This is a genomic window from Pseudomonas sp. 21LCFQ02 (assembly GCF_024129895.2).
Lineage (GTDB): Bacteria > Pseudomonadota > Gammaproteobacteria > Pseudomonadales > Pseudomonadaceae > Aquipseudomonas.
This window is the reverse complement of sequence record NZ_CM178749.1, coordinates 2,425,724-2,444,863: the sequence shown is the minus strand read 5'-3', so window position 1 is coordinate 2,444,863 and position 19,140 is coordinate 2,425,724. Positions and strand designations below refer to the sequence as shown.

The 19,140-nt window shown below is 56.8% G+C and carries 9 protein-coding genes, 2 tRNA genes, 3 rRNA genes and 3 pseudogenes; 6 read left to right on the top strand and 11 right to left on the bottom strand.

Features of this window, described 5'->3' with window-relative positions; all coding sequences use genetic code 11:
- The first annotated feature begins 20 nt into the window (after window positions 1-20).
- The 3 genes from NJC40_RS10840 (at window position 21) to NJC40_RS10830 (ending at window position 3,743) form a co-directional block, all read left to right on the top strand.
- The gene (locus NJC40_RS10840) at window positions 21-581 is read left to right on the top strand and encodes a GNAT family N-acetyltransferase (RefSeq protein WP_253139473.1); all 561 of its coding nucleotides are present in this window, start codon (window positions 21-23) and stop codon (window positions 579-581) included.
- A 36-nt stretch (window positions 582-617) separates the two neighbouring features.
- Complete coding sequence (locus tag NJC40_RS10835; protein ID WP_253139476.1) at window positions 618-2,894, top strand: heavy metal translocating P-type ATPase; 2,277 nt, start codon at window positions 618-620, stop codon at window positions 2,892-2,894.
- A 198-nt stretch (window positions 2,895-3,092) separates the two neighbouring features.
- Window positions 3,093-3,743 (top strand): BON domain-containing protein, encoded by a 651-nt coding sequence (locus NJC40_RS10830; RefSeq protein WP_045494292.1) that lies wholly within the window; start codon window positions 3,093-3,095, stop codon window positions 3,741-3,743.
- A gap of 137 nt (window positions 3,744-3,880) precedes the next feature.
- On the opposite strand, the gene rrf is transcribed toward NJC40_RS10830, so the two are convergent.
- From rrf to NJC40_RS10790, 8 genes and pseudogenes are all read right to left on the bottom strand, one after another.
- A 5S ribosomal RNA gene (rrf, locus tag NJC40_RS10825) occupies window positions 3,881-3,996 on the bottom strand.
- Window positions 3,997-4,129: 133 nt separating this feature from the next.
- A 23S ribosomal RNA gene (locus NJC40_RS10820) occupies window positions 4,130-7,021 on the bottom strand.
- A 222-nt stretch (window positions 7,022-7,243) separates the two neighbouring features.
- Window positions 7,244-7,319, bottom strand: a tRNA-Ala gene (locus tag NJC40_RS10815).
- A 7-nt stretch (window positions 7,320-7,326) separates the two neighbouring features.
- Window positions 7,327-7,403: transfer RNA gene (locus NJC40_RS10810), tRNA-Ile, on the bottom strand.
- A 125-nt stretch (window positions 7,404-7,528) separates the two neighbouring features.
- Window positions 7,529-9,065 (bottom strand): 16S ribosomal RNA (locus tag NJC40_RS10805).
- Together the 16S, 23S and 5S rRNA genes with 2 tRNA genes alongside form the textbook arrangement of a ribosomal RNA operon.
- Before the next feature lie 560 nt (window positions 9,066-9,625).
- Window positions 9,626-9,913 (bottom strand): annotated as a pseudogene (locus NJC40_RS10800) (response regulator); the annotation flags it as partial.
- A gap of 192 nt (window positions 9,914-10,105) precedes the next feature.
- Window positions 10,106-11,104, bottom strand: a pseudogene (locus NJC40_RS10795) (sensor histidine kinase); the annotation flags it as partial.
- A 69-nt stretch (window positions 11,105-11,173) separates the two neighbouring features.
- A pseudogene (locus NJC40_RS10790) lies at window positions 11,174-11,875 on the bottom strand (GAF domain-containing protein); the annotation flags it as partial.
- A gap of 684 nt (window positions 11,876-12,559) precedes the next feature.
- On the opposite strand from NJC40_RS10790, the gene NJC40_RS10785 reads away from it, so the two are divergent.
- Complete coding sequence (locus tag NJC40_RS10785) at window positions 12,560-13,828, top strand: GGDEF domain-containing protein (RefSeq protein WP_442965446.1); 1,269 nt, start codon at window positions 12,560-12,562, stop codon at window positions 13,826-13,828.
- A gap of 19 nt (window positions 13,829-13,847) precedes the next feature.
- On the opposite strand, the gene NJC40_RS10780 is transcribed toward NJC40_RS10785, so the two are convergent.
- From NJC40_RS10780 to NJC40_RS10770, 3 genes are all read right to left on the bottom strand, one after another.
- Entirely contained in the window at window positions 13,848-14,897 is a 1,050-nt protein-coding gene (locus NJC40_RS10780) for an XAC2610-related protein (protein WP_290447786.1), read from the bottom strand.
- 178 nt (window positions 14,898-15,075) lie between these two features.
- On the bottom strand, window positions 15,076-16,320 hold the full coding sequence (locus tag NJC40_RS10775) for a saccharopine dehydrogenase family protein (RefSeq protein ID WP_045494286.1): 1,245 nt from the start codon (window positions 16,318-16,320) through the stop codon (window positions 15,076-15,078).
- 30 nt (window positions 16,321-16,350) lie between these two features.
- A complete protein-coding gene (locus NJC40_RS10770; protein WP_253117879.1) occupies window positions 16,351-17,448 on the bottom strand; it encodes a carboxynorspermidine decarboxylase in 1,098 nt (365 codons plus the stop codon).
- 296 nt (window positions 17,449-17,744) lie between these two features.
- On the opposite strand from NJC40_RS10770, the gene NJC40_RS10765 reads away from it, so the two are divergent.
- The gene (locus NJC40_RS10765) at window positions 17,745-18,272 is read left to right on the top strand and encodes an RNA polymerase sigma factor (RefSeq protein WP_253142865.1); all 528 of its coding nucleotides are present in this window, start codon (window positions 17,745-17,747) and stop codon (window positions 18,270-18,272) included.
- Window positions 18,273-18,282: 10 nt separating this feature from the next.
- A complete protein-coding gene (locus tag NJC40_RS10760) occupies window positions 18,283-19,119 on the top strand; it encodes a FecR family protein (protein ID WP_253142866.1) in 837 nt (278 codons plus the stop codon).
- Window positions 19,120-19,140: the final 21 nt, after the last annotated feature.

Sequence of the window (19,140 nt, the reverse complement as noted above, 5' to 3'; positions counted from 1 at the left end):
TAGCAGATCAGGAGATCGACATGGCCAGGCCCGAACTGACCGAGCACCTGCCTACCGGCGCACTTGGGAAACATCACTGGATAGAGCCGCTCAACGACGGCACGCACGTCCTGATACGCCTTCTGGAGCCGCAAGACCGTGAGCGGGAGTTTGCCTTTATCAAGCATCTGTCCCCTCAATCCCGGCGCTTGCGCTTTCTCGCCACGATCAACGAACCCAGCGAATCAATGCTCGATCAACTGATGGATGTGGACTGCTGCAGACGCATGGCCTATGTCGGGCTCAGCATGGACCAGGGCAAGCTGATCGAGACCGGCATCGCACGCTATGCCGCGCTAGCAGATAGCTCACAATGCGAATCGGCGGTGGTCGTTGCCGACTCATGGCAGCGCAAGGGACTTGGCACACTGTTGATGAAACACCTGATCAATACGGCCCGGCTCAATGGCTTCACCGAGATGTTATCCATCGACAGTGAGGCGAATTCAGGCATGCATCGATTGGCCAACAAGCTGGGGTTCGTACGCCGTCAGGATCCGCTGGATGCTACCCAGGTCATCCATCGTTTGAACTTGTGCTGAGCGGCGCCGGGAGCCCTTGCTTCGTCTGTGAAGCCTATGGACAAGATCAGAGTGGATCCGGCCCTGCTGGTGATCGCGCTTGGCTCACTGGCAGCCGGGATCATTGCCAGCCTGATCGGCAGGCATGACCTGGCGCATGGCCTGTGGGGCATTGGGGCGGTGCTGGTGGCGTTAACGCTCGCGGTAGAGATCGTCATCGACCTGGTCAGACACCGGATGGGGGTGGATCTGATTGCGCTGTTTTCCATCGCCGGAGCCTTGTTTTTTTCCGAGTATCTGGTCGCGTCGGTCGTCGGGGTCATGCTGGCGTCCGGGCGCAATCTGGAGTATTTCAGTTCGCAACGTGCCGCACGCGAACTCAAACGCCTGATCCAGCGCGCACCCACGTTTGCCTGGCGGATCGAGGGCGGTGATCTGACCCGTGTGCCACTGCAGGAGGTTGTTCCCGGTCAACTGATCCTGGTGCGCATGGGCGACGTGATACCCCTCGACGGTGACCTGCAAGGCAGCGGAGCAATCGTCGATGAATCAGCGCTCACGGGCGAACCCATACCTGTGAATCACCGGCCGGGGGCCAGCATCAGAAGTGGCGGCATCAACGTCGGTACGCCCTTCTCGCTCCGGGTCAGGCGCAGCGCGCAGGAGAGTACCTATGCCGGCATTGTCAGAATGGCGACCCAGGCGCGTCAGTCACGACCACCGTTCGTACGCGCAGCCGATCGCTATGCGCTGATCCTCATCCCGGTGACGCTGTTGATTGCGGGGGTGAGCTGGGCCTGGTCTGCCGATCCGGTCAGGGCGCTCGCGGTGTTGGTCGTTTCCACGCCTTGCCCGTTGATTCTCGCAGCCCCTGTGGCCATCTTGTCGGGGATCTCTCGCTGCGCGCGACGGGGTATCCTCGTCAGGGACGGCGCCACGCTCGAAGCGATGGCCAGAACGCAAAGGGTGCTGTTCGACAAGACCGGAACCCTCACGGCGGGTCGGCCCTCGGTCATGGGTGCAGAAACCAGGGGCGATGTGGATGTACAGCGGATGCTGTACCTGGCCGGCTCCCTTGCACAGGGCTCACCCCATCCGGTCTCGATTGCCATCGCCGCATCCGCCCGTGTCGGCAACGTTGCGTTGGCAATCCCTACGCAAGTTGTCGAAAAGCCAGGATCGGGTTTGTCGGGAGAGGTTGAAGGCCATCGAGTCTGGCTTGGTGGGCCGGACATCGCAGCTGCCACTACAGACAACTGGACGCAACACTTGATGAGCCGCCTGGACTTTCAGGGCTTTGGGGCCAGCCTGGTGGTTGTCGATAACCAGCTTGCCGGTGCCATCCTGTTCACCGATCCGCTACGCAAGGAGTCGGCACGAGCGTTGCGCCATATCAAGCAGATGGGACTCGACAAGATCGCGATGCTGACAGGCGATCGACTGGAAACCGCGGAATTGGTCGCCGTGGCAGCCGGTGTGGACGACGTCAGGGCTGGTTTGAGCCCTGAAGAAAAGGTCCGTGCAGTCCAGCAATCCTGCGTCGATGGCATCACGATGATGGTCGGTGATGGGATCAACGATGCACCGGCACTCGCCGCCGCAGATGTGGGCGTCGCGATGGGTGCCAATGGGGCAAGCGCGGCGTCGGAATCTGCCGGAGTGGTGCTTTTGGTCGACCGACTCGACCGTGTCGTTGAGGCACTGGAGATCAGTAAGCGCACCTACACGATCGCACGGCAAAGTCTGCTGATCGGCATGGGGCTGTCGGTTACGGCGATGTTGATCGCGGCAGCCGGTTACCTGCCGCCGTTGGCCGGCGCCATCCTGCAGGAGGGCATTGATGTCGGGGTTATCCTGAACGCGCTGCGGGCACTGGGTGCCGCTCGCGGACAGGGGGCCAGGGGGCTGCCCGATGAGCGTCTGGACCGGCTGGCCGCCGAGCACCTGAACATGAAACACATACTTCAGCAGCTCAGCAGCATGGCCTACAACTTTTCAAGCCTGCCTGCCGAGCAAGCCACAAAAGAATTGAGCAGCCTTCTGGAGCAATTCGACAATGAGCTGTTGCCCCATGAGCATGATGACGAAGAGCAGCTTTACCCCAGCCTTGTCGATTACCTGAAAGGCAACGACCCACTGGGAGCCTTGAGCCATACACACCGGGAACTCTTCCGGATGATCGGCCTGCTTCGGCACATGAACCAGCAATTGGCAACTCAGCCTTCGAACGTCGACCTGAAGGAAATCCAGATACTGCTCATCCGCCTGGATACGTTGCTGGCGCTGCACTTTTCCCTGGAAGAGGAGCTTTATCAAACTCTGGATCTTCGATAACGGGGTTCAATGCCTATGCACAGCGACAGTGCATCCTTGTTTACTGCGTCATGGAGTCTGGCCAGAGCCAACTGCAGGTGCAGCCGCCTTCGCAAAACCGTGACAAAACTCAACGTTTTTCTCCAGGTACAGGCTTTCAATAACGGCCTTCCCTGGATCCCCATACCAGGGCCATGAGCCTGATAATCGGGGGTGATTATGAACAACTTTGCACTGCGACGCGCCATTCTCGATGAGCTTGAGTTTCAGCCTCATATCGACGCGGGCGCTATTGGCGTTGCCATAGAAGAAAATGGCGTTGTCAGACTGACAGGGCATGTCAAAACCTATGCGGAGAAAATCGCGGCCGAGCGAGCCGTGAAAAGCGTCAAGGGCGTCAAGGCGGTTGCCCAAGAGATTGAGGTACGCGTTCCCGGCGACCTGGATCTAAGCGATGAAAGTATCGCTTCGCGCTGCGTGGATGTGGTCCGCTGGAATACGGCCACGGCTGCCGACCGGATACAGATTGAAGTTCAGCAAGGGTGGGTCACCCTTGAGGGTGAAGTCGACTGGCAATACCAGAGGCAAGCGGCTGAGGATGCCGTCCAGAAGTTGGCAGGGGTCGTTGGGATCAATAACCTGTTGGTGGTAACACCCAAGATCACCGCCGACGATGTGAAGAGTCGTATCGAAGCGGCCTTGGCGCGTAATGCAGAACTGGATACGAACAAGATTCGCGTTGTCGTTGATGGTAAAGCAGTGAAGCTTGAAGGGCATGTTCGCCATTGGCGAGAGCGCAGCGCTTGTGAGCAGGCGGCGTGGGGAGTGCCGGGTGTCAGTCGTGTCGAAAACTGTATCCTGATTGCCTAGCCGATTTTGACTCGGTGAATTACAGATCGGTGCCTGTACCTGGATGTTTTGATCTACTCCTGAGGCTGTCGCAGCACTTTTCCGCGCGAAAAAGCAAAACCCCCGATCGCAGTGCGATCAGGGGTTCTGTGTTTGAATCTTGACGATGACCTACTCTCACATGGGGAAGCCCCACACTACCATCGGCGATGTATCGTTTCACTACTGAGTTCGGGATGGGATCAGGTGGTTCCAACACTCTATGGTCGTCAAGAAATTCGGTAGCCAGTGCGTTTTCACACGCTGGCAAATTCGGTTATGTGAACATTTTTCGGCGTTTGTTGATCAGCTTTCGGCTGTATCGTCTTCACACACCGCCACTGCTGTGCAGATGGCTTGGGTGTTATATGGTCAAGCCTCACGGGCAATTAGTATGGGTTAGCTCAACGCCTCACAGCGCTTACACACCCCACCTATCAACGTCGTAGTCTTCGACGGCCCTTTAGGGGATTCAAGATCCCAGTGAGATCTCATCTTGAGGCAAGTTTCCCGCTTAGATGCTTTCAGCGGTTATCTTTTCCGAACATAGCTACCCGGCAATGCCACTGGCGTGACAACCGGAACACCAGAGGTTCGTCCACTCCGGTCCTCTCGTACTAGGAGCAGCCCCTCTCAAATCTCAAACGTCCACGGCAGATAGGGACCGAACTGTCTCACGACGTTCTAAACCCAGCTCGCGTACCACTTTAAATGGCGAACAGCCATACCCTTGGGACCGGCTTCAGCCCCAGGATGTGATGAGCCGACATCGAGGTGCCAAACACCGCCGTCGATATGAACTCTTGGGCGGTATCAGCCTGTTATCCCCGGAGTACCTTTTATCCGTTGAGCGATGGCCCTTCCATACAGAACCACCGGATCACTAAGACCTACTTTCGTACCTGCTCGACGTGTGGGTCTCGCAGTCAAGCGCGCTTTTGCCTTTATACTCTACGACCGATTTCCGACCGGTCTGAGCGCACCTTCGTACTCCTCCGTTACTCTTTGGGAGGAGACCGCCCCAGTCAAACTACCCACCATACACTGTCCTCGATCCGGATAACGGACCTGAGTTAGAACCTCAAAGTTGCCAGGGTGGTATTTCAAGGATGGCTCCACGCAGACTGGCGTCCACGCTTCATAGCCTCCCACCTATCCTACACAAGCAAATTCAAAGTCCAGTGCAAAGCTATAGTAAAGGTTCACGGGGTCTTTCCGTCTAGCCGCGGATACACTGCATCTTCACAGCGATTTCAATTTCACTGAGTCTCGGGTGGAGACAGCGCCGCCATCGTTACGCCATTCGTGCAGGTCGGAACTTACCCGACAAGGAATTTCGCTACCTTAGGACCGTTATAGTTACGGCCGCCGTTTACCGGGGCTTCGATCAAGAGCTTCGCTTGCGCTAACCCCATCAATTAACCTTCCGGCACCGGGCAGGCGTCACACCCTATACGTCCACTTTCGTGTTTGCAGAGTGCTGTGTTTTTAATAAACAGTCGCAGCGGCCTGGTATCTTCGACCGGCATGGGCTTACGGAGCAAGTCCTTCACCCTCACCGGCGCACCTTCTCCCGAAGTTACGGTGCCATTTTGCCTAGTTCCTTCACCCGAGTTCTCTCAAGCGCCTTGGTATTCTCTACCTAACCACCTGTGTCGGTTTGGGGTACGGTTCCCGATTATCTGAAGCTTAGGAGCTTTTCCTGGAAGCATGGCATCAACCACTTCATGTTCTAAAGAACACTCGTCATCAGCTCTCGGCCTTGGGATCCCGGATTTGCCTAAGATCCCAGCCTACCACCTTAAACCTGGACAACCAACGCCAGGCTGGCCTAGCCTTCTCCGTCCCTCCATCGCAATAACCGGAAGTACAGGAATATTAACCTGTTTTCCATCGACTACGCTTTTCAGCCTCGCCTTAGGGACCGACTAACCCTGCGTCGATTAACGTTGCGCAGGAAACCTTGGTCTTTCGGCGTGGGAGTTTTTCACTCCCATTGTCGTTACTCATGTCAGCATTCGCACTTCTGATACCTCCAGCAAGCTTCTCAACTCACCTTCACAGGCTTACAGAACGCTCCTCTACCGCATCACCAAAAGGTGATACCCGTAGCTTCGGTGCATGGTTTGAGCCCCGTTACATCTTCCGCGCAGGCCGACTCGACTAGTGAGCTATTACGCTTTCTTTAAAGGGTGGCTGCTTCTAAGCCAACCTCCTAGCTGTCTAAGCCTTCCCACATCGTTTCCCACTTAACCATGACTTTGGGACCTTAGCTGACGGTCTGGGTTGTTTCCCTTTTCACGACGGACGTTAGCACCCGCCGTGTGTCTCCCATGCTCGGCACTTGTAGGTATTCGGAGTTTGCATCGGTTTGGTAAGTCGGGATGACCCCCTAGCCGAAACAGTGCTCTACCCCCTACAGTGATACATGAGGCGCTACCTAAATAGCTTTCGAGGAGAACCAGCTATCTCCGAGCTTGATTAGCCTTTCACTCCGATCCACAGGTCATCCGCTAACTTTTCAACGGTAGTCGGTTCGGTCCTCCAGTCAGTGTTACCTAACCTTCAACCTGCCCATGGATAGATCGCCCGGTTTCGGGTCTATACCCAGCGACTAAACGCCCTATTAAGACTCGCTTTCGCTACGCCTCCCCTATACGGTTAAGCTTGCCACTGAATATAAGTCGCTGACCCATTATACAAAAGGTACGCAGTCACCTAACAAGTAGGCTCCCACTGCTTGTACGCATACGGTTTCAGGTTCTATTTCACTCCGCTCTCCGCGGTTCTTTTCGCCTTTCCCTCACGGTACTGGTTCACTATCGGTCAGTCAGTAGTATTTAGCCTTGGAGGATGGTCCCCCCATATTCAGACAAGGTTTCTCGTGCCCCGTCCTACTCGATTTCATGACAAGGAGATTTTCGCGTACAGGGCTATCACCCACTATGGCCGCACTTTCCAGAGCGTTCCGCTAATCTCCAAGCCACTTAAGGGCTGGTCCCCGTTCGCTCGCCACTACTAAGGGAATCTCGGTTGATTTCTATTCCTCAGGGTACTTAGATGTTTCAGTTCCCCTGGTTCGCCTCTTGCACCTATGTATTCAGTGCAAGATACTCAGCTTGTGCTGAGTGGGTTCCCCCATTCAGAGATCTCCGGATCAAAGTCTGTTTGCCGACTCCCCGAAGCTTATCGCAGGCTACCACGTCTTTCATCGCCTCTGACTGCCAAGGCATCCACCGTATGCGCTTCTTCACTTGACCATATAACCCCAAGCTATCTGGTTATACTGTGAAGACGACATTCGCCGAAAGCTTGATTCAACAAACTTTCTTTGCCTTAGCCTGCACCCCACCAGTGAAAGTGGTGCACAGTCTAAAATGTTTCACATATCCGAATTTTTAAAGAACGATCTGGTAAAAACCAGAAATCAACATTCGCACCGCGAATATTCATTTCTATTTTCTAACCAAGGAAGCAGTTAATGGTGGAGCCAAGCGGGATCGAACCGCTGACCTCCTGCGTGCAAGGCAGGCGCTCTCCCAGCTGAGCTATGGCCCCAGGGAACTGGTAGGTCTGGGCAGATTTGAACTGCCGACCTCACCCTTATCAGGGGTGCGCTCTAACCAACTGAGCTACAGACCTAGATCTTGATGCCTACAACAATCAAGCCTGAAGCTTGCAGCTTAAAGCTTGGAGCTACTTCTATCGTCTTCTTCAATGAATCAAGCAATTCGTGTGGGAACTTACGACGCAGCTGGGTCGTCGATTAAGGAGGTGATCCAGCCGCAGGTTCCCCTACGGCTACCTTGTTACGACTTCACCCCAGTCATGAATCACACCGTGGTAACCGTCCTCCCGAAGGTTAGACTAGCTACTTCTGGTGCAACCCACTCCCATGGTGTGACGGGCGGTGTGTACAAGGCCCGGGAACGTATTCACCGCGACATTCTGATTCGCGATTACTAGCGATTCCGACTTCACGCAGTCGAGTTGCAGACTGCGATCCGGACTACGATCGGTTTTGTGAGATTAGCTCCACCTCGCGGTTTGGCAACCCTCTGTACCGACCATTGTAGCACGTGTGTAGCCCAGGCCGTAAGGGCCATGATGACTTGACGTCATCCCCACCTTCCTCCGGTTTGTCACCGGCAGTCTCCTTAGAGTGCCCACCATAACGTGCTGGTAACTAAGGACAAGGGTTGCGCTCGTTACGGGACTTAACCCAACATCTCACGACACGAGCTGACGACAGCCATGCAGCACCTGTCTCAATGTTCCCGAAGGCACCAATCCATCTCTGGAAAGTTCATTGGATGTCAAGGCCTGGTAAGGTTCTTCGCGTTGCTTCGAATTAAACCACATGCTCCACCGCTTGTGCGGGCCCCCGTCAATTCATTTGAGTTTTAACCTTGCGGCCGTACTCCCCAGGCGGTCAACTTAATGCGTTAGCTGCGCCACTAAAATCTCAAGGATTCCAACGGCTAGTTGACATCGTTTACGGCGTGGACTACCAGGGTATCTAATCCTGTTTGCTCCCCACGCTTTCGCACCTCAGTGTCAGTATGAGCCCAGGTGGTCGCCTTCGCCACTGGTGTTCCTTCCTATATCTACGCATTTCACCGCTACACAGGAAATTCCACCACCCTCTGCCCTACTCTAGCTTGCCAGTTTTGGATGCAGTTCCCAGGTTGAGCCCGGGGATTTCACATCCAACTTAACAAACCACCTACGCGCGCTTTACGCCCAGTAATTCCGATTAACGCTTGCACCCTCTGTATTACCGCGGCTGCTGGCACAGAGTTAGCCGGTGCTTATTCTGTCGGTAACGTCAAAATCGTCACGTATTAGGTAACGACCCTTCCTCCCAACTTAAAGTGCTTTACAATCCGAAGACCTTCTTCACACACGCGGCATGGCTGGATCAGGCTTTCGCCCATTGTCCAATATTCCCCACTGCTGCCTCCCGTAGGAGTCTGGACCGTGTCTCAGTTCCAGTGTGACTGATCATCCTCTCAGACCAGTTACGGATCGTCGCCTTGGTGAGCCTTTACCCCACCAACTAGCTAATCCGACCTAGGCTCATCTGATAGCGTGAGGTCCGAAGAGCCCCCACTTTCTCCCGTAGGACGTATGCGGTATTAGCGTCCGTTTCCGGACGTTATCCCCCACTATCAGGCAGATTCCTAGGCATTACTCACCCGTCCGCCGCTCTCAAGAGAAGCAAGCTTCTCTCTACCGCTCGACTTGCATGTGTTAGGCCTGCCGCCAGCGTTCAATCTGAGCCATGATCAAACTCTTCAGTTCAATACTGCTTGGGTTTTGAGAAAACCCTAAACTTGGCTCAGCAATCTCAAATGACTATGTTATTTCTCGCATGGCCACTTACGTTGCTGATAATCTGTTGACTCTCAGTCTGACAGCGCAAGCACCCACACGAATTGCTTGATTCAATTGTTAAAGAGCGGTTGGTTGAGCCTTTCGCTTCAACCGAGGCGCGCATTCTACGCTAACCTCTTGTTCTGTCAAGCATTTATTTTCAGAAGTTTCAAACTCATTCAAAACTTCGAAACGCTAGAACCGAACAGCGTGCCGAGCATCTTTCGACTAACTCGTCAGCGGGAGGCGAATCTTACAGCATCCTAAGTTGCTGTCAACTGCCTTTTTCACCGCCGGAGCCAGGAGGCTCGCACCGCCTCCAACCCTTTCTGAACTCCTAACTCGTTGATTACCAAGGAGTTTCTCGTTCATTCCGCGTTGGAAGTGGTGCGCATTATAAGGACATCTGAAACCCCGTCAACCGTTAATTTCAAATATCTCGAAATTAGCTTCGAAGCTCCCAAATACCTCCCCTTCTATATACCTGCCTATCGTGAAGTGACTTTGCGCAGGATCCGCGACAACTCATCAACCGAATAGGGCTTTTGCAACAGTTCAAAGCCATCGGCACCGTGCTTGGCAAGTACGTCGCTGTAGCCTGAGGTCAACACCACCGGCAAGGCCGGGTAACATCGACGCAGTTCATGCAGCAGGTCGATACCGCTCATTCCGGGCATGACCACATCGGAGAACACCACATCAAACCGGTCGACACCCGCGCTCAGCTCAGCCAGTGCGGTATGAGCATCACCGGCCAATACCGTGATGTAGCCCAACTCGGCAAGTGCCTGGGTCGCAAAGACGCCCACATCCGGATTGTCTTCAACCACCAGCACTCGGGTTCCATGGCCTTCCTCAAGCGGTTCATCCGGGTCGCAGGGCTGCGCCCCCCGCTCCTGCCCTTCGACACGCGGCAGATAAAGCGTAAACGTGGTGCCTTTACCCCACTCACTGGCAACCGCTATTTCGCCACCCGACTGTTTGGCAAAGCCGAACACCTGACTAAGCCCAAGCCCGGTGCCCTGACCAACCCCCTTGGTGGTATAGAAAGGCTCAAAAATGCGCTCAAGATGCGTCATCGGGATACCGGTGCCGGTATCGCTGATCGACACCGCGACAAAAGCACCGGCCACCGCCGCATGGCCTCGCACCGCAGGCATGGACTCTACGGCGCGGACCGCAATGGTAAGTTTGCCCTGACCGTTCATGGCATCTCGTGCATTGACCAGCATGTTTACCAGAGCGGTATCAAACTGATTCGGATCGGCATTGACGAAGCAAGCCTGCTCGGGGAGATCCGTCACAATCTCGATCCGCGACCCCGTCAAAGTGCCGATCATTGCGCCGATCGCCCTGACGCTGTCGCCCGCACCAAACACTTCCGGCTTGAGTGTCTGGCGCCGTGCGAACGCCAGCAACTGCCCAGTCAGCTTCGCCGCGCGATCAACCGTTTCCGAGATCGCTTTTATATAGCGGGTGCGCCGCTCTTGATTAAGATCCGGCCGCAGCAGCAGATCGGTTGAAGATCGGATCACCGTCAACAGGTTGTTGAAGTCATGAGCAACGCCGCCGGTCAACTGCCCCACCGCTTCCATCTTCTGCGCCTGTCGCAATGCCTCTGCCTGCTCGCGCTCAGCCGTCACGTGACGCCCCGCCGCATAGATCCGACCGTCCTGAAAGGTGGCCGTCCAGCTAAACCATTTATAGCTGCCGTCGCGGTGTCGAAGCCGGAACTGATACGGCACAGTCAACGGCGCCAACGCGATGCCGCGAAAACTGGCGAGTGTCGCCTCAAGATCTTCCGGATGAATATGCTGGTTAAGCCGCTTGCCCACCAACTCCTGCTCTGACCAGCCCAATTGCTCCGGCCAGCGCGCATTGACCTCATCGAGTACACCGTCCGGCGAGGCAATGACCAGCAGTTCTTGAGACAACCCCCAGGCACGATCACGCTCGCGCGTACGCATGGCTAATACATTGGCCTGCTCTTTCTCGGCGGTGATATCCCGCGCACTGCAATAGACCTTGCCATCCTCCAGAACCGCCACCCATGAAAGCCAGCGATAACTGCCGTCCCGATGCCGACAGCGATTTTCGAAACGCAAAACAGGCCTGCCTTGCGCCGCCTTGGCAAACATCATCTCGCTCTGCGCCAGATCATCCGGATGAATGAACGAGAACAAGGGCGCATGCACATCTTCAGGCGACCAGCCCAACGTGATTCGCCACGCTGGGTTACAGGCTTCAATCACGCCTTGCGCATTGATGACCGAAAGCAAGTCAGGACTGAGCATCCAGGTACGGCTGCGCTCGGTGGCACGCTCATTGACCTTGCGCTCAAGTTCGCTGTTGAGGGCGCGTAACTCATCTTTGCTATTGCGCAGCCTCTGGTCGGAACGATGCCTTTCAATCGCCAGCGCGGCAGTCTGGGCGATCACCGCAATGGCTTCGATATCCCCCGGTGTCGGCGCTCGTGGTTCACCGTAATAAACCGCGAAGGTGCCCAGCACCACACCATCAGCAGCCTTGATCGGCATCGACCAGCAAGAACGCAGACCATGCGAGACCGCCAGGTCCGCATAGCCCTCCCACAACGGGTCATTGGCAATATCATTGACGAACACTGCACTGCCACGCGCAGCGGCCGTGCCACACGAGCCGATCCCTTCGCCGATGGCAATGCCATGAATGGCCTCGTTATAAGCCGCCGGCAGGCTGGGGGCCGCGCCATGCAACATGTAATGGCCGTCCTCACTCAGGAACAACACCGAGGCCATCATGTTTTCACTTTGCGCTTCCACAGCGATCACCAGATCACTGAGCACCTCAGCCAGCGGCACGCCCGCGGCAATCTGGCCGAGTACCTTGCGCTCACGCTCGATCAACGCCTTGGGTGAATAGCTGGCACCCAACAGACTTGCATCTATAGAAGGCTTGGCGGACAGTTCTTCAAACACGCGAAATTACTCGTAACATGGCTATCGTCCCTGTTCAGGCAAAGACCGCATTGCAACCCACAAAACGCTGGCGCACCGCCTGTGGGCAAATTGGCATTGATCAACTATACGCCTCGGGCATTGTTCCCAATACGGCTGGTTGGACACCAGCCCCATCGAAAGTTGCCCGCCGCGGCGCCTATTCGCCAGCGCAAGCCCACTGACGTCCGGCAACCCCATTGCCAGAGCCTTGAATGTGGCATCTACCCGGAAACAGTGCTTTCATCGGTCAGACCAATATGCCATCTTGACTGCCGAGACAGTAATAGCAACAAGCCTTTAGCGGACAGGAGTGTCGAAATGCGGATAAAGGCCTCCTGCCTTATCATGTTGATCATTTTTATAGCGGCCCTGTTCGGCATCATGGCTCGCCCGCTCGGCACCCTTTCGTCTCTATGGCCCGCGAACGCCATCCTGGCAGGCCTTATGGTGCGTAATCCGCAGATGGCGACACCGCAAGGCTGGCTGGGTGCGCTGGTGGGGTTCGTGGCCGCCGACGTGTTGACCGGCAGCACACTGCCCACCGCCTTGCTGCTGACCTGTGCGAATCTGGTTGGCGCCGCGATCGGCTGCTTCTACCTGTCACGGCTGGCCAAACCTCATTTGTCCCTGCAAACAACCGAGTCGGTACTGCATCTGATTCTGGTCAGTCTTGCGGCATCGGTCAGTGCCGGCCTGGCCGGCGCGGCAGCCATGCAGTACCTGTTCGGACAGCCCTTTGCCAGTGGCTTCTATTTCTGGAGCCTCGGGGAAATCGTCCATTACGCGATCATCCTGCCGATGGTGCTGGCCGCCCCCACGCCACAACAGACGCGCCAATGGTGGCGAAACTTCCGACAGACCGCCAGCTTGCCGGGCCTTTATCGACAAAGCATTCCATTGCTGGCCTTGGTTCTGTCCAGCGCCGCTGCGTTGTGGATTGGCGGCCCTGGTGCAGTGATGTTCTCGGTACCGGCACTGCTCTGGTGCGCCTTGAGTTACAACCTGTTTGGCGCGACCGTCGTGACGCTAATCTTCAGCAGTTGGACGACCATCGCCATCTCCCAACATTACCTCGACCTCTCGGTTACCTGGCCACTGGCAGTGGCCGACCTGCAGTCGATTCGTATTGGCATCCTGCTGCTGACCCTCACCCCTTTGACGGTGGCGATCATTTCTGCTGCGCGTCAGCAGCTCCTGCAACAGGTCCAGCACCTCGCCTCGCATGACCAACTCAGCGGCCTGCTCAACCGGCGCGCGTTCCATGATCAAGCTACCCAATGCCTGCAGGCGCAGCAGCGCCAGAGCCCATTGCTGGCTGTGCTGATGCTCGATATTGATCGTTTCAAAAGCATCAATGACACTTGGGGCCATTCAGCCGGCGACCAGGTACTGGTGAACTTCACCCAGGTGGCCAGCGAGTGCCTGGGCGAGCGCGGTCTATTTGGCCGGGTCGGGGGTGAGGAGTTTTCAATTCTGGTGCCGGTAAGCTCTGCAGATGAAGCAGGCCAGATTGCTGAAAATATTCGCCAGCGTTTTGCACACACTCCGCTTGATCTCGGGGCCGGCAGGCTGATCGAGGCCACAGTAAGCATCGGCGTGGTGACCACCCAAGACGCCGAGCCGCTTAAACAACTGCTGTTGCGCGCCGACCAGGCGCTTTACCAGGCCAAACACCAAGGCCGTAATCGCGTGCAGTTAGCGGTGCCGGCCTGATGTCATCAACCTCTGAACGCTACTGGGCATCCTGCAACGCCTGGCCTACTTGCTTGAGCGAACCTTCGATCGGCCCTGCCAGCAGCTTCAGTTCAGTGGTCTTGCCGCGAATCACCACTTCCATATTGTTCGGCTTGCCCCGCTTGTCGCCAACAATCCGGTAGGTGGTGTCGCCACGAACGAAACTCAGCACCTGACGCACGCCGTCGTAATCGAACGCTTGCGGCTCTGCCTCGGGGTAAACCAGGCCGACTTCGTTGTTGTTATCGACCGCCACATAGTAGACCGGTGAGTGGTCGCCCCAACGGAACAGAATGATGCGCTTGCCCGATGGCGCCAGCCGGAACGCCAGCAGGGTCTGGATTTCTTCGGCCGGGTCCCACAGCGTCCGGGTGGTACTGACACGCTTACCATCGACTTCCCGCCAGCGGGTTTCTCTAGGCAAACCGGCCACACCGCTGGCATCAATCGCCGTCTCCACTTCAATTACGGGCTCACCGTTATCGATGCGGTAAGTGGTAAACCAATGGCTGCAACAGCCACTCTTGGCCATGGTACTGACCCGGCGCGTCTGGGCGTTGTAGTTGAAGAAGCCGCAATAATTCTGCGCCAGCTCGGTAAACGCCTCACTTCGCCGAAACCCCTCGGCAGTGCCAAGAAACACCTGATACGACGGGCCGTGATAGCAACTGAACTGGCCGTCCATCAGCGCCAGATCCTTGATGCCGTCGAAGTTGAAATCGTCATAAATCAGCACACTCTGCTCGCCGTACGGCAACTCGTGCACATTGGCCTTGACCTTGCCAGTCTTCGGATCGGTGTTCAGCACCAGTTCATCAGAACGCACCTGAAGCAACTCGGCGCCGTCCTGCTTGTTATAGATACGGATGATACCTGGGCGAAATACCTCGTCCTCGGCGGAGATCTCCAGAGTGGCCCGATAATGCTCGGCGAAGTCTTGCAGGTTGTAGGTGCTGCGGGTGATTTCCTGAAACCGGTCGGCGTCCATTTCGCCATAGATCTGCGGCGCATTGGCCGCACTGACCAGCAGCGGCACAAGCAAGGTCATGGTGAACAGGCACAGCCGCTGAATGATGGAAACCGACACGACGCAACTCCCTTTGATTGAGCGATGGTTTGACTGAGCGATGGCGTGCGATTGTCGGTGATTGTTCAGGGAATGTCTGCTGGCTCTCAGAAACAGAAAAGGACCGCCGCAGCGATCCTTTTCTTTCAACCCGTCAGGCTTAGACCGCCTGATCCCATGGGCGGTCGCCGTGCTCGTCCTTGATACGAGTCGGCAGGCCCATCACGTCCAGCAGCTTGAGGAACGGCTCGGCTGGCAGTTCTTCAACGTTGGCCATGTGTTTCACATCCCATTCACCACGGGCCACCAACAGTGCAGCGGCGACTGGCGGAACACCAGCGGTGTAGGAGATGCCCTGGCTGTCAGTCTCAGCGAAGGCTTCGGTGTGGTCGGCAACGTTATAGATGAACACTTCACGTGCCTTGCCATCCTTGGTGCCCTTGACCAGATCACCGATGCAGGTCTTGCCGGTGTAGCCCGGCGCCAGCGAGGCTGGGTCCGGCAGCACGGCCTTGACCACTTTCAGCGGCACGACTTCCAGACCTTCAGCGGTTTTCACCGGTTTTTCAGACAGCAGGCCGAGGTTCTTCAGCACGGTGAAAACGTTGATGTAGTGCTCGCCGAAGCTCATCCAGAAGCGCACGTTCGGTACGTCCAGGTTCTTCGACAACGAGTGCACTTCATCGTGACCGGTCAGGTACAGGTTCTGCGAACCCACGACCGGCAAGTCGTCGGTGCGCTTGACCTCGAACATGGTGTTGCTGGTCCACTGGCTGTTCTGCCAGCTCCACACCTGCCCGGTGAATTCCCGGAAATTGATCTCCGGGTCGAAATTGGTGGCGAAATATTTGCCATGGGAGCCGGCATTGACGTCGAGGATGTCGATCGAATCAATCCGGTCGAAATGCTGTTGCTGCGCCAAAGCTGCATAAGCATTGACCACACCCGGATCAAAGCCCACGCCGAGGATGGCGGTCACGTTCTTCTGCTGGCATTCCTCGAGGTGTTTCCACTCGTAGTTGCCATACCAGGGCGGCGTCTCGCAGATTTTGCCCGGTTCTTCGTGAATGGCGGTGTCCAGATAGGCCACGCCGGTATCGATGCAGGCACGCAGCACCGACATATTGAGGAAAGCTGAGCCGACGTTGATGACGATCTGCGATTCAGTCTCGCGAATCAGCGCCTTGGTCGCTTCGATATCCAGTGCATTCAGGGAAAAGGCCTGGATATCAGCGGGCTGCTTGAGGCTGCCCTTGGCCTTGACGCTGTCGATGATGGCCTGGCATTTGGAGATGTTGCGCGACGCGATGGCAATACGACCGAGCTCGTCGTTGTGCTGCGCGCACTTGTGGGCCACCACCTTGGCGACACCTCCTGCACCAATGATAAGAACGTTCTTCTTCAATTTCTTCATGTCTCCTACGACAGAGCCTGCTCAGGACAGGCTGGACAGATAATCTTCAAAACCGAACTCGCGAACCACTTCGACGCTGCCGTCGAGTTGCTTCACGACAATGGCCGGCATTTTCAGACCGTTGAACCAGTTCTTCTTGACCATGGTGTAACCCGCTGCGTCGACAAACGACAGCCGATCGCCGATGGCCAGCGGACGATCAAATTGGTACTCGCCGAAGATGTCACCGGCCAGGCACGACTTGCCGCACACCATATAAGTGTGTTCGCCGTCGTTGGGGGCCATCTTGGCGTTGAGGCGATAGATCAGCAGATCGAGCATGTGCGCTTCGATGGAGCTGTCGACTACGGCGAGATTCTTGCCGTTGTACAGGGTGTCGAGCACGGTGACTTCCAGCGAAGCACTCTGGGTGATGCTCGCCTCGCCCGGTTCCAGGTACACCTGCACACCGTATTTCTCGGAGAAGCCCTTCAGGCGCGCGCAGAATTCGTCCAGCGCATAGCCTTCGCCGGTGAAGTGGATACCGCCACCCAGGCTTACCCACTCGACCTTGTGCAGCAGCTCACCGAAGCGATTCTCGATTTTTGTCAGCATTTCATCAAACAGGCCGAAGTCACCGTTCTCACAGTTGTTATGGAACATAAAGCCTGAGACTTTATCCATCACTGCGGCAATCTTCTCCGGGTCCCACTCGCCCAGGCGGCTGAACGGGCGCGCCGGGTCGGCCAGCAGGTAGTCGGAGCTGCTCACCTGCGGGTTGACACGCAGGCCACGGATCTTGCCTTCGGTGGCGTCAGCGAAACGCTCCAGTTGGCTGATGGTGTTGAAGATGATCTTGTCGCAGTTGGCGACCATCTCTTCAATTTCGTCATCGGCCCAGGCCACGCTGTAGGCATGGGTCTCACCTGCAAACTTCTGCCGACCGAGCTTGAGCTCGAACAGCGAGCTGGACGTGGTGCCGTCCATGTACTGCTGCATCAGGTCGAACACCGACCAGGTGGCGAAGCACTTGAGCGCCAGCAGCGCCTTGGCGCCAGACTGCTTGCGCACGTAAGCAATCTTCTCCAGGTTGACCAGCAGCTTCTGTTTGTCGATGAGGTAGTACGGCGTGTTGATCATTTCGCTTCCGTAATAAAAGGTCGGCCAACAGGAGTCCGCGAGCCTCCTGAAAAAAGCGGACGCGAATTGTGCCGATAACCGACGTATATCGAAAGTCCATTGAGCAAATTTCGTCCATTACTCAGCATTTGCTGATGGCGGGAGCATGGCCATACAAGATGACAATAATGTGACAGTTTATTGATAAGGCCTTTGCACGCCCGCGCTCACTGCCTGATAACAATTAACCTGCACCTCGACGATCAAATCGTACGCTGCCTATAATGCGATAAATTCTCATATGCATCTGGCACACCATGTCCGACTTGCCGCCCAACCCACAATTGATCGCAGCCCTCGCCTTGCACTACGACGACTTGGTCGACAGCCTGCGGCGGCGTTTTCGAGGCCGCGACTTTGCCCGGGACCTGGTGCATGACGTGTGTCTGCAAGTGCTGGAGAAACCACCGACACACAGCATCAGCCAACCGCTGGCGTTTTTGCGCAGGATGACCTTCAACCGGGCCATCGACCGCCTGCGCGCCGAACGCACTCGCCAGGCGCATTTGAACCAGCCCTTGCCAGCAGAAGCAGCCTTCGACAATTGGGATGGTGCCCAGGCACTGGATTTTGAACAGCAGCTCACTGCACTGCTGGCAATCATCGAGGCCTTGCCGGCGCGCCAGCGCCAGGTGTTCCTGCTGCACCGCATCCACGGCATGCCGCAAAAGGAAATCGCCGAAGAGCTGGGCCTGTCATTGAACATGATCACCCAGCACTTCGGCCGCGCCATGCGCGCCATCGCCCAACAATGGGAACCGGCACGCCGGGCGTGCCAGCTGTGAAGAATCAGCAATGAAAAAACCTGACGACCGACCGCCTCGCGAAGACGCCCTGCAGCCCTATACCGACGCCCTGCGCGAACGGGTGCCGTCGCGCGAAGCGCTGCTGGCCGAAGGCAAGGCCCAGACCAAACGCCGCAAACAGCGCAATGCGGCAGCCGGCGGCCTGCTCAGCCTGGCCATTGCCGCCGCTATCTGGACCTTCGATCCAAGCTGGCGCAGCGAAGACATCCAGGTCGCCCTCGGCCAGCGCCAGCAACTGAGCCTGGCAGACGGCAGCCAGGTGGTGCTCAACTCCGGCACCCGGCTACGCATCGAACACCGCCTGCGCAGCCGCCAACTGGAACTGCTGCAAGGCGAAGCCATGTTCACCGTGGTGCACGGCGAAAAACCGTTCATCGTCCGTAGCCAAGGCGTGCAAGTTCGCGACATCGGTACCGTGTTCGACGTACGCAGCGACCGCCGCGGCGTGCAAGTGGCAGTGATCGAAGGCGAAGTGGAAGTCAACAACCTGCACAACACCCCGCGCCGGGTACTGGCCGGTGAACAACTGCGCGCCAGCGCCGAACTCATCGACCGCCCGCAACCGGCCAATACCCAAGCCCTGACCGCCTGGCAACACGGCAAACTGCGCTTCAATGGCACGCCGCTCAGCGAAGTGGTCGCCGACCTGCAGCACTACCGCCAGGCGCCGATCAGAGTCGCCGACGCCCGCACCGGCGAACTGCGCCTGTCCGGCGAATTCGACAGCGCGTCAGTGGAAGCGCTGATCAACCTGCTGCCCAACATCTTGCCAGTGACCGTGCAGCGCGGCAGTGACGGCAGCCTGACCCTGTACCGCAGCCGTTGAGATTTATTTTCAAGCGCACAT

Coding starts and splice junctions, on each gene's coding strand:
- NJC40_RS10840 (WP_253139473.1), top strand. CDS start 21: ATGGCCAGGCCCGAACTGACCGAGCACCTGCCTACCGGCGCACTTGGG.
- NJC40_RS10835 (WP_253139476.1), top strand. CDS start 618: ATGGACAAGATCAGAGTGGATCCGGCCCTGCTGGTGATCGCGCTTGGC.
- NJC40_RS10830 (WP_045494292.1), top strand. CDS start 3,093: ATGAACAACTTTGCACTGCGACGCGCCATTCTCGATGAGCTTGAGTTT.
- NJC40_RS10785 (WP_442965446.1), top strand. CDS start 12,560: ATGGTGCGTAATCCGCAGATGGCGACACCGCAAGGCTGGCTGGGTGCG.
- NJC40_RS10780 (WP_290447786.1), bottom strand. CDS start 14,897: ATGACCTTGCTTGTGCCGCTGCTGGTCAGTGCGGCCAATGCGCCGCAG.
- NJC40_RS10770 (WP_253117879.1), bottom strand. CDS start 17,448: ATGATCAACACGCCGTACTACCTCATCGACAAACAGAAGCTGCTGGTC.
- NJC40_RS10765 (WP_253142865.1), top strand. CDS start 17,745: ATGTCCGACTTGCCGCCCAACCCACAATTGATCGCAGCCCTCGCCTTG.
- NJC40_RS10760 (WP_253142866.1), top strand. CDS start 18,283: ATGAAAAAACCTGACGACCGACCGCCTCGCGAAGACGCCCTGCAGCCC.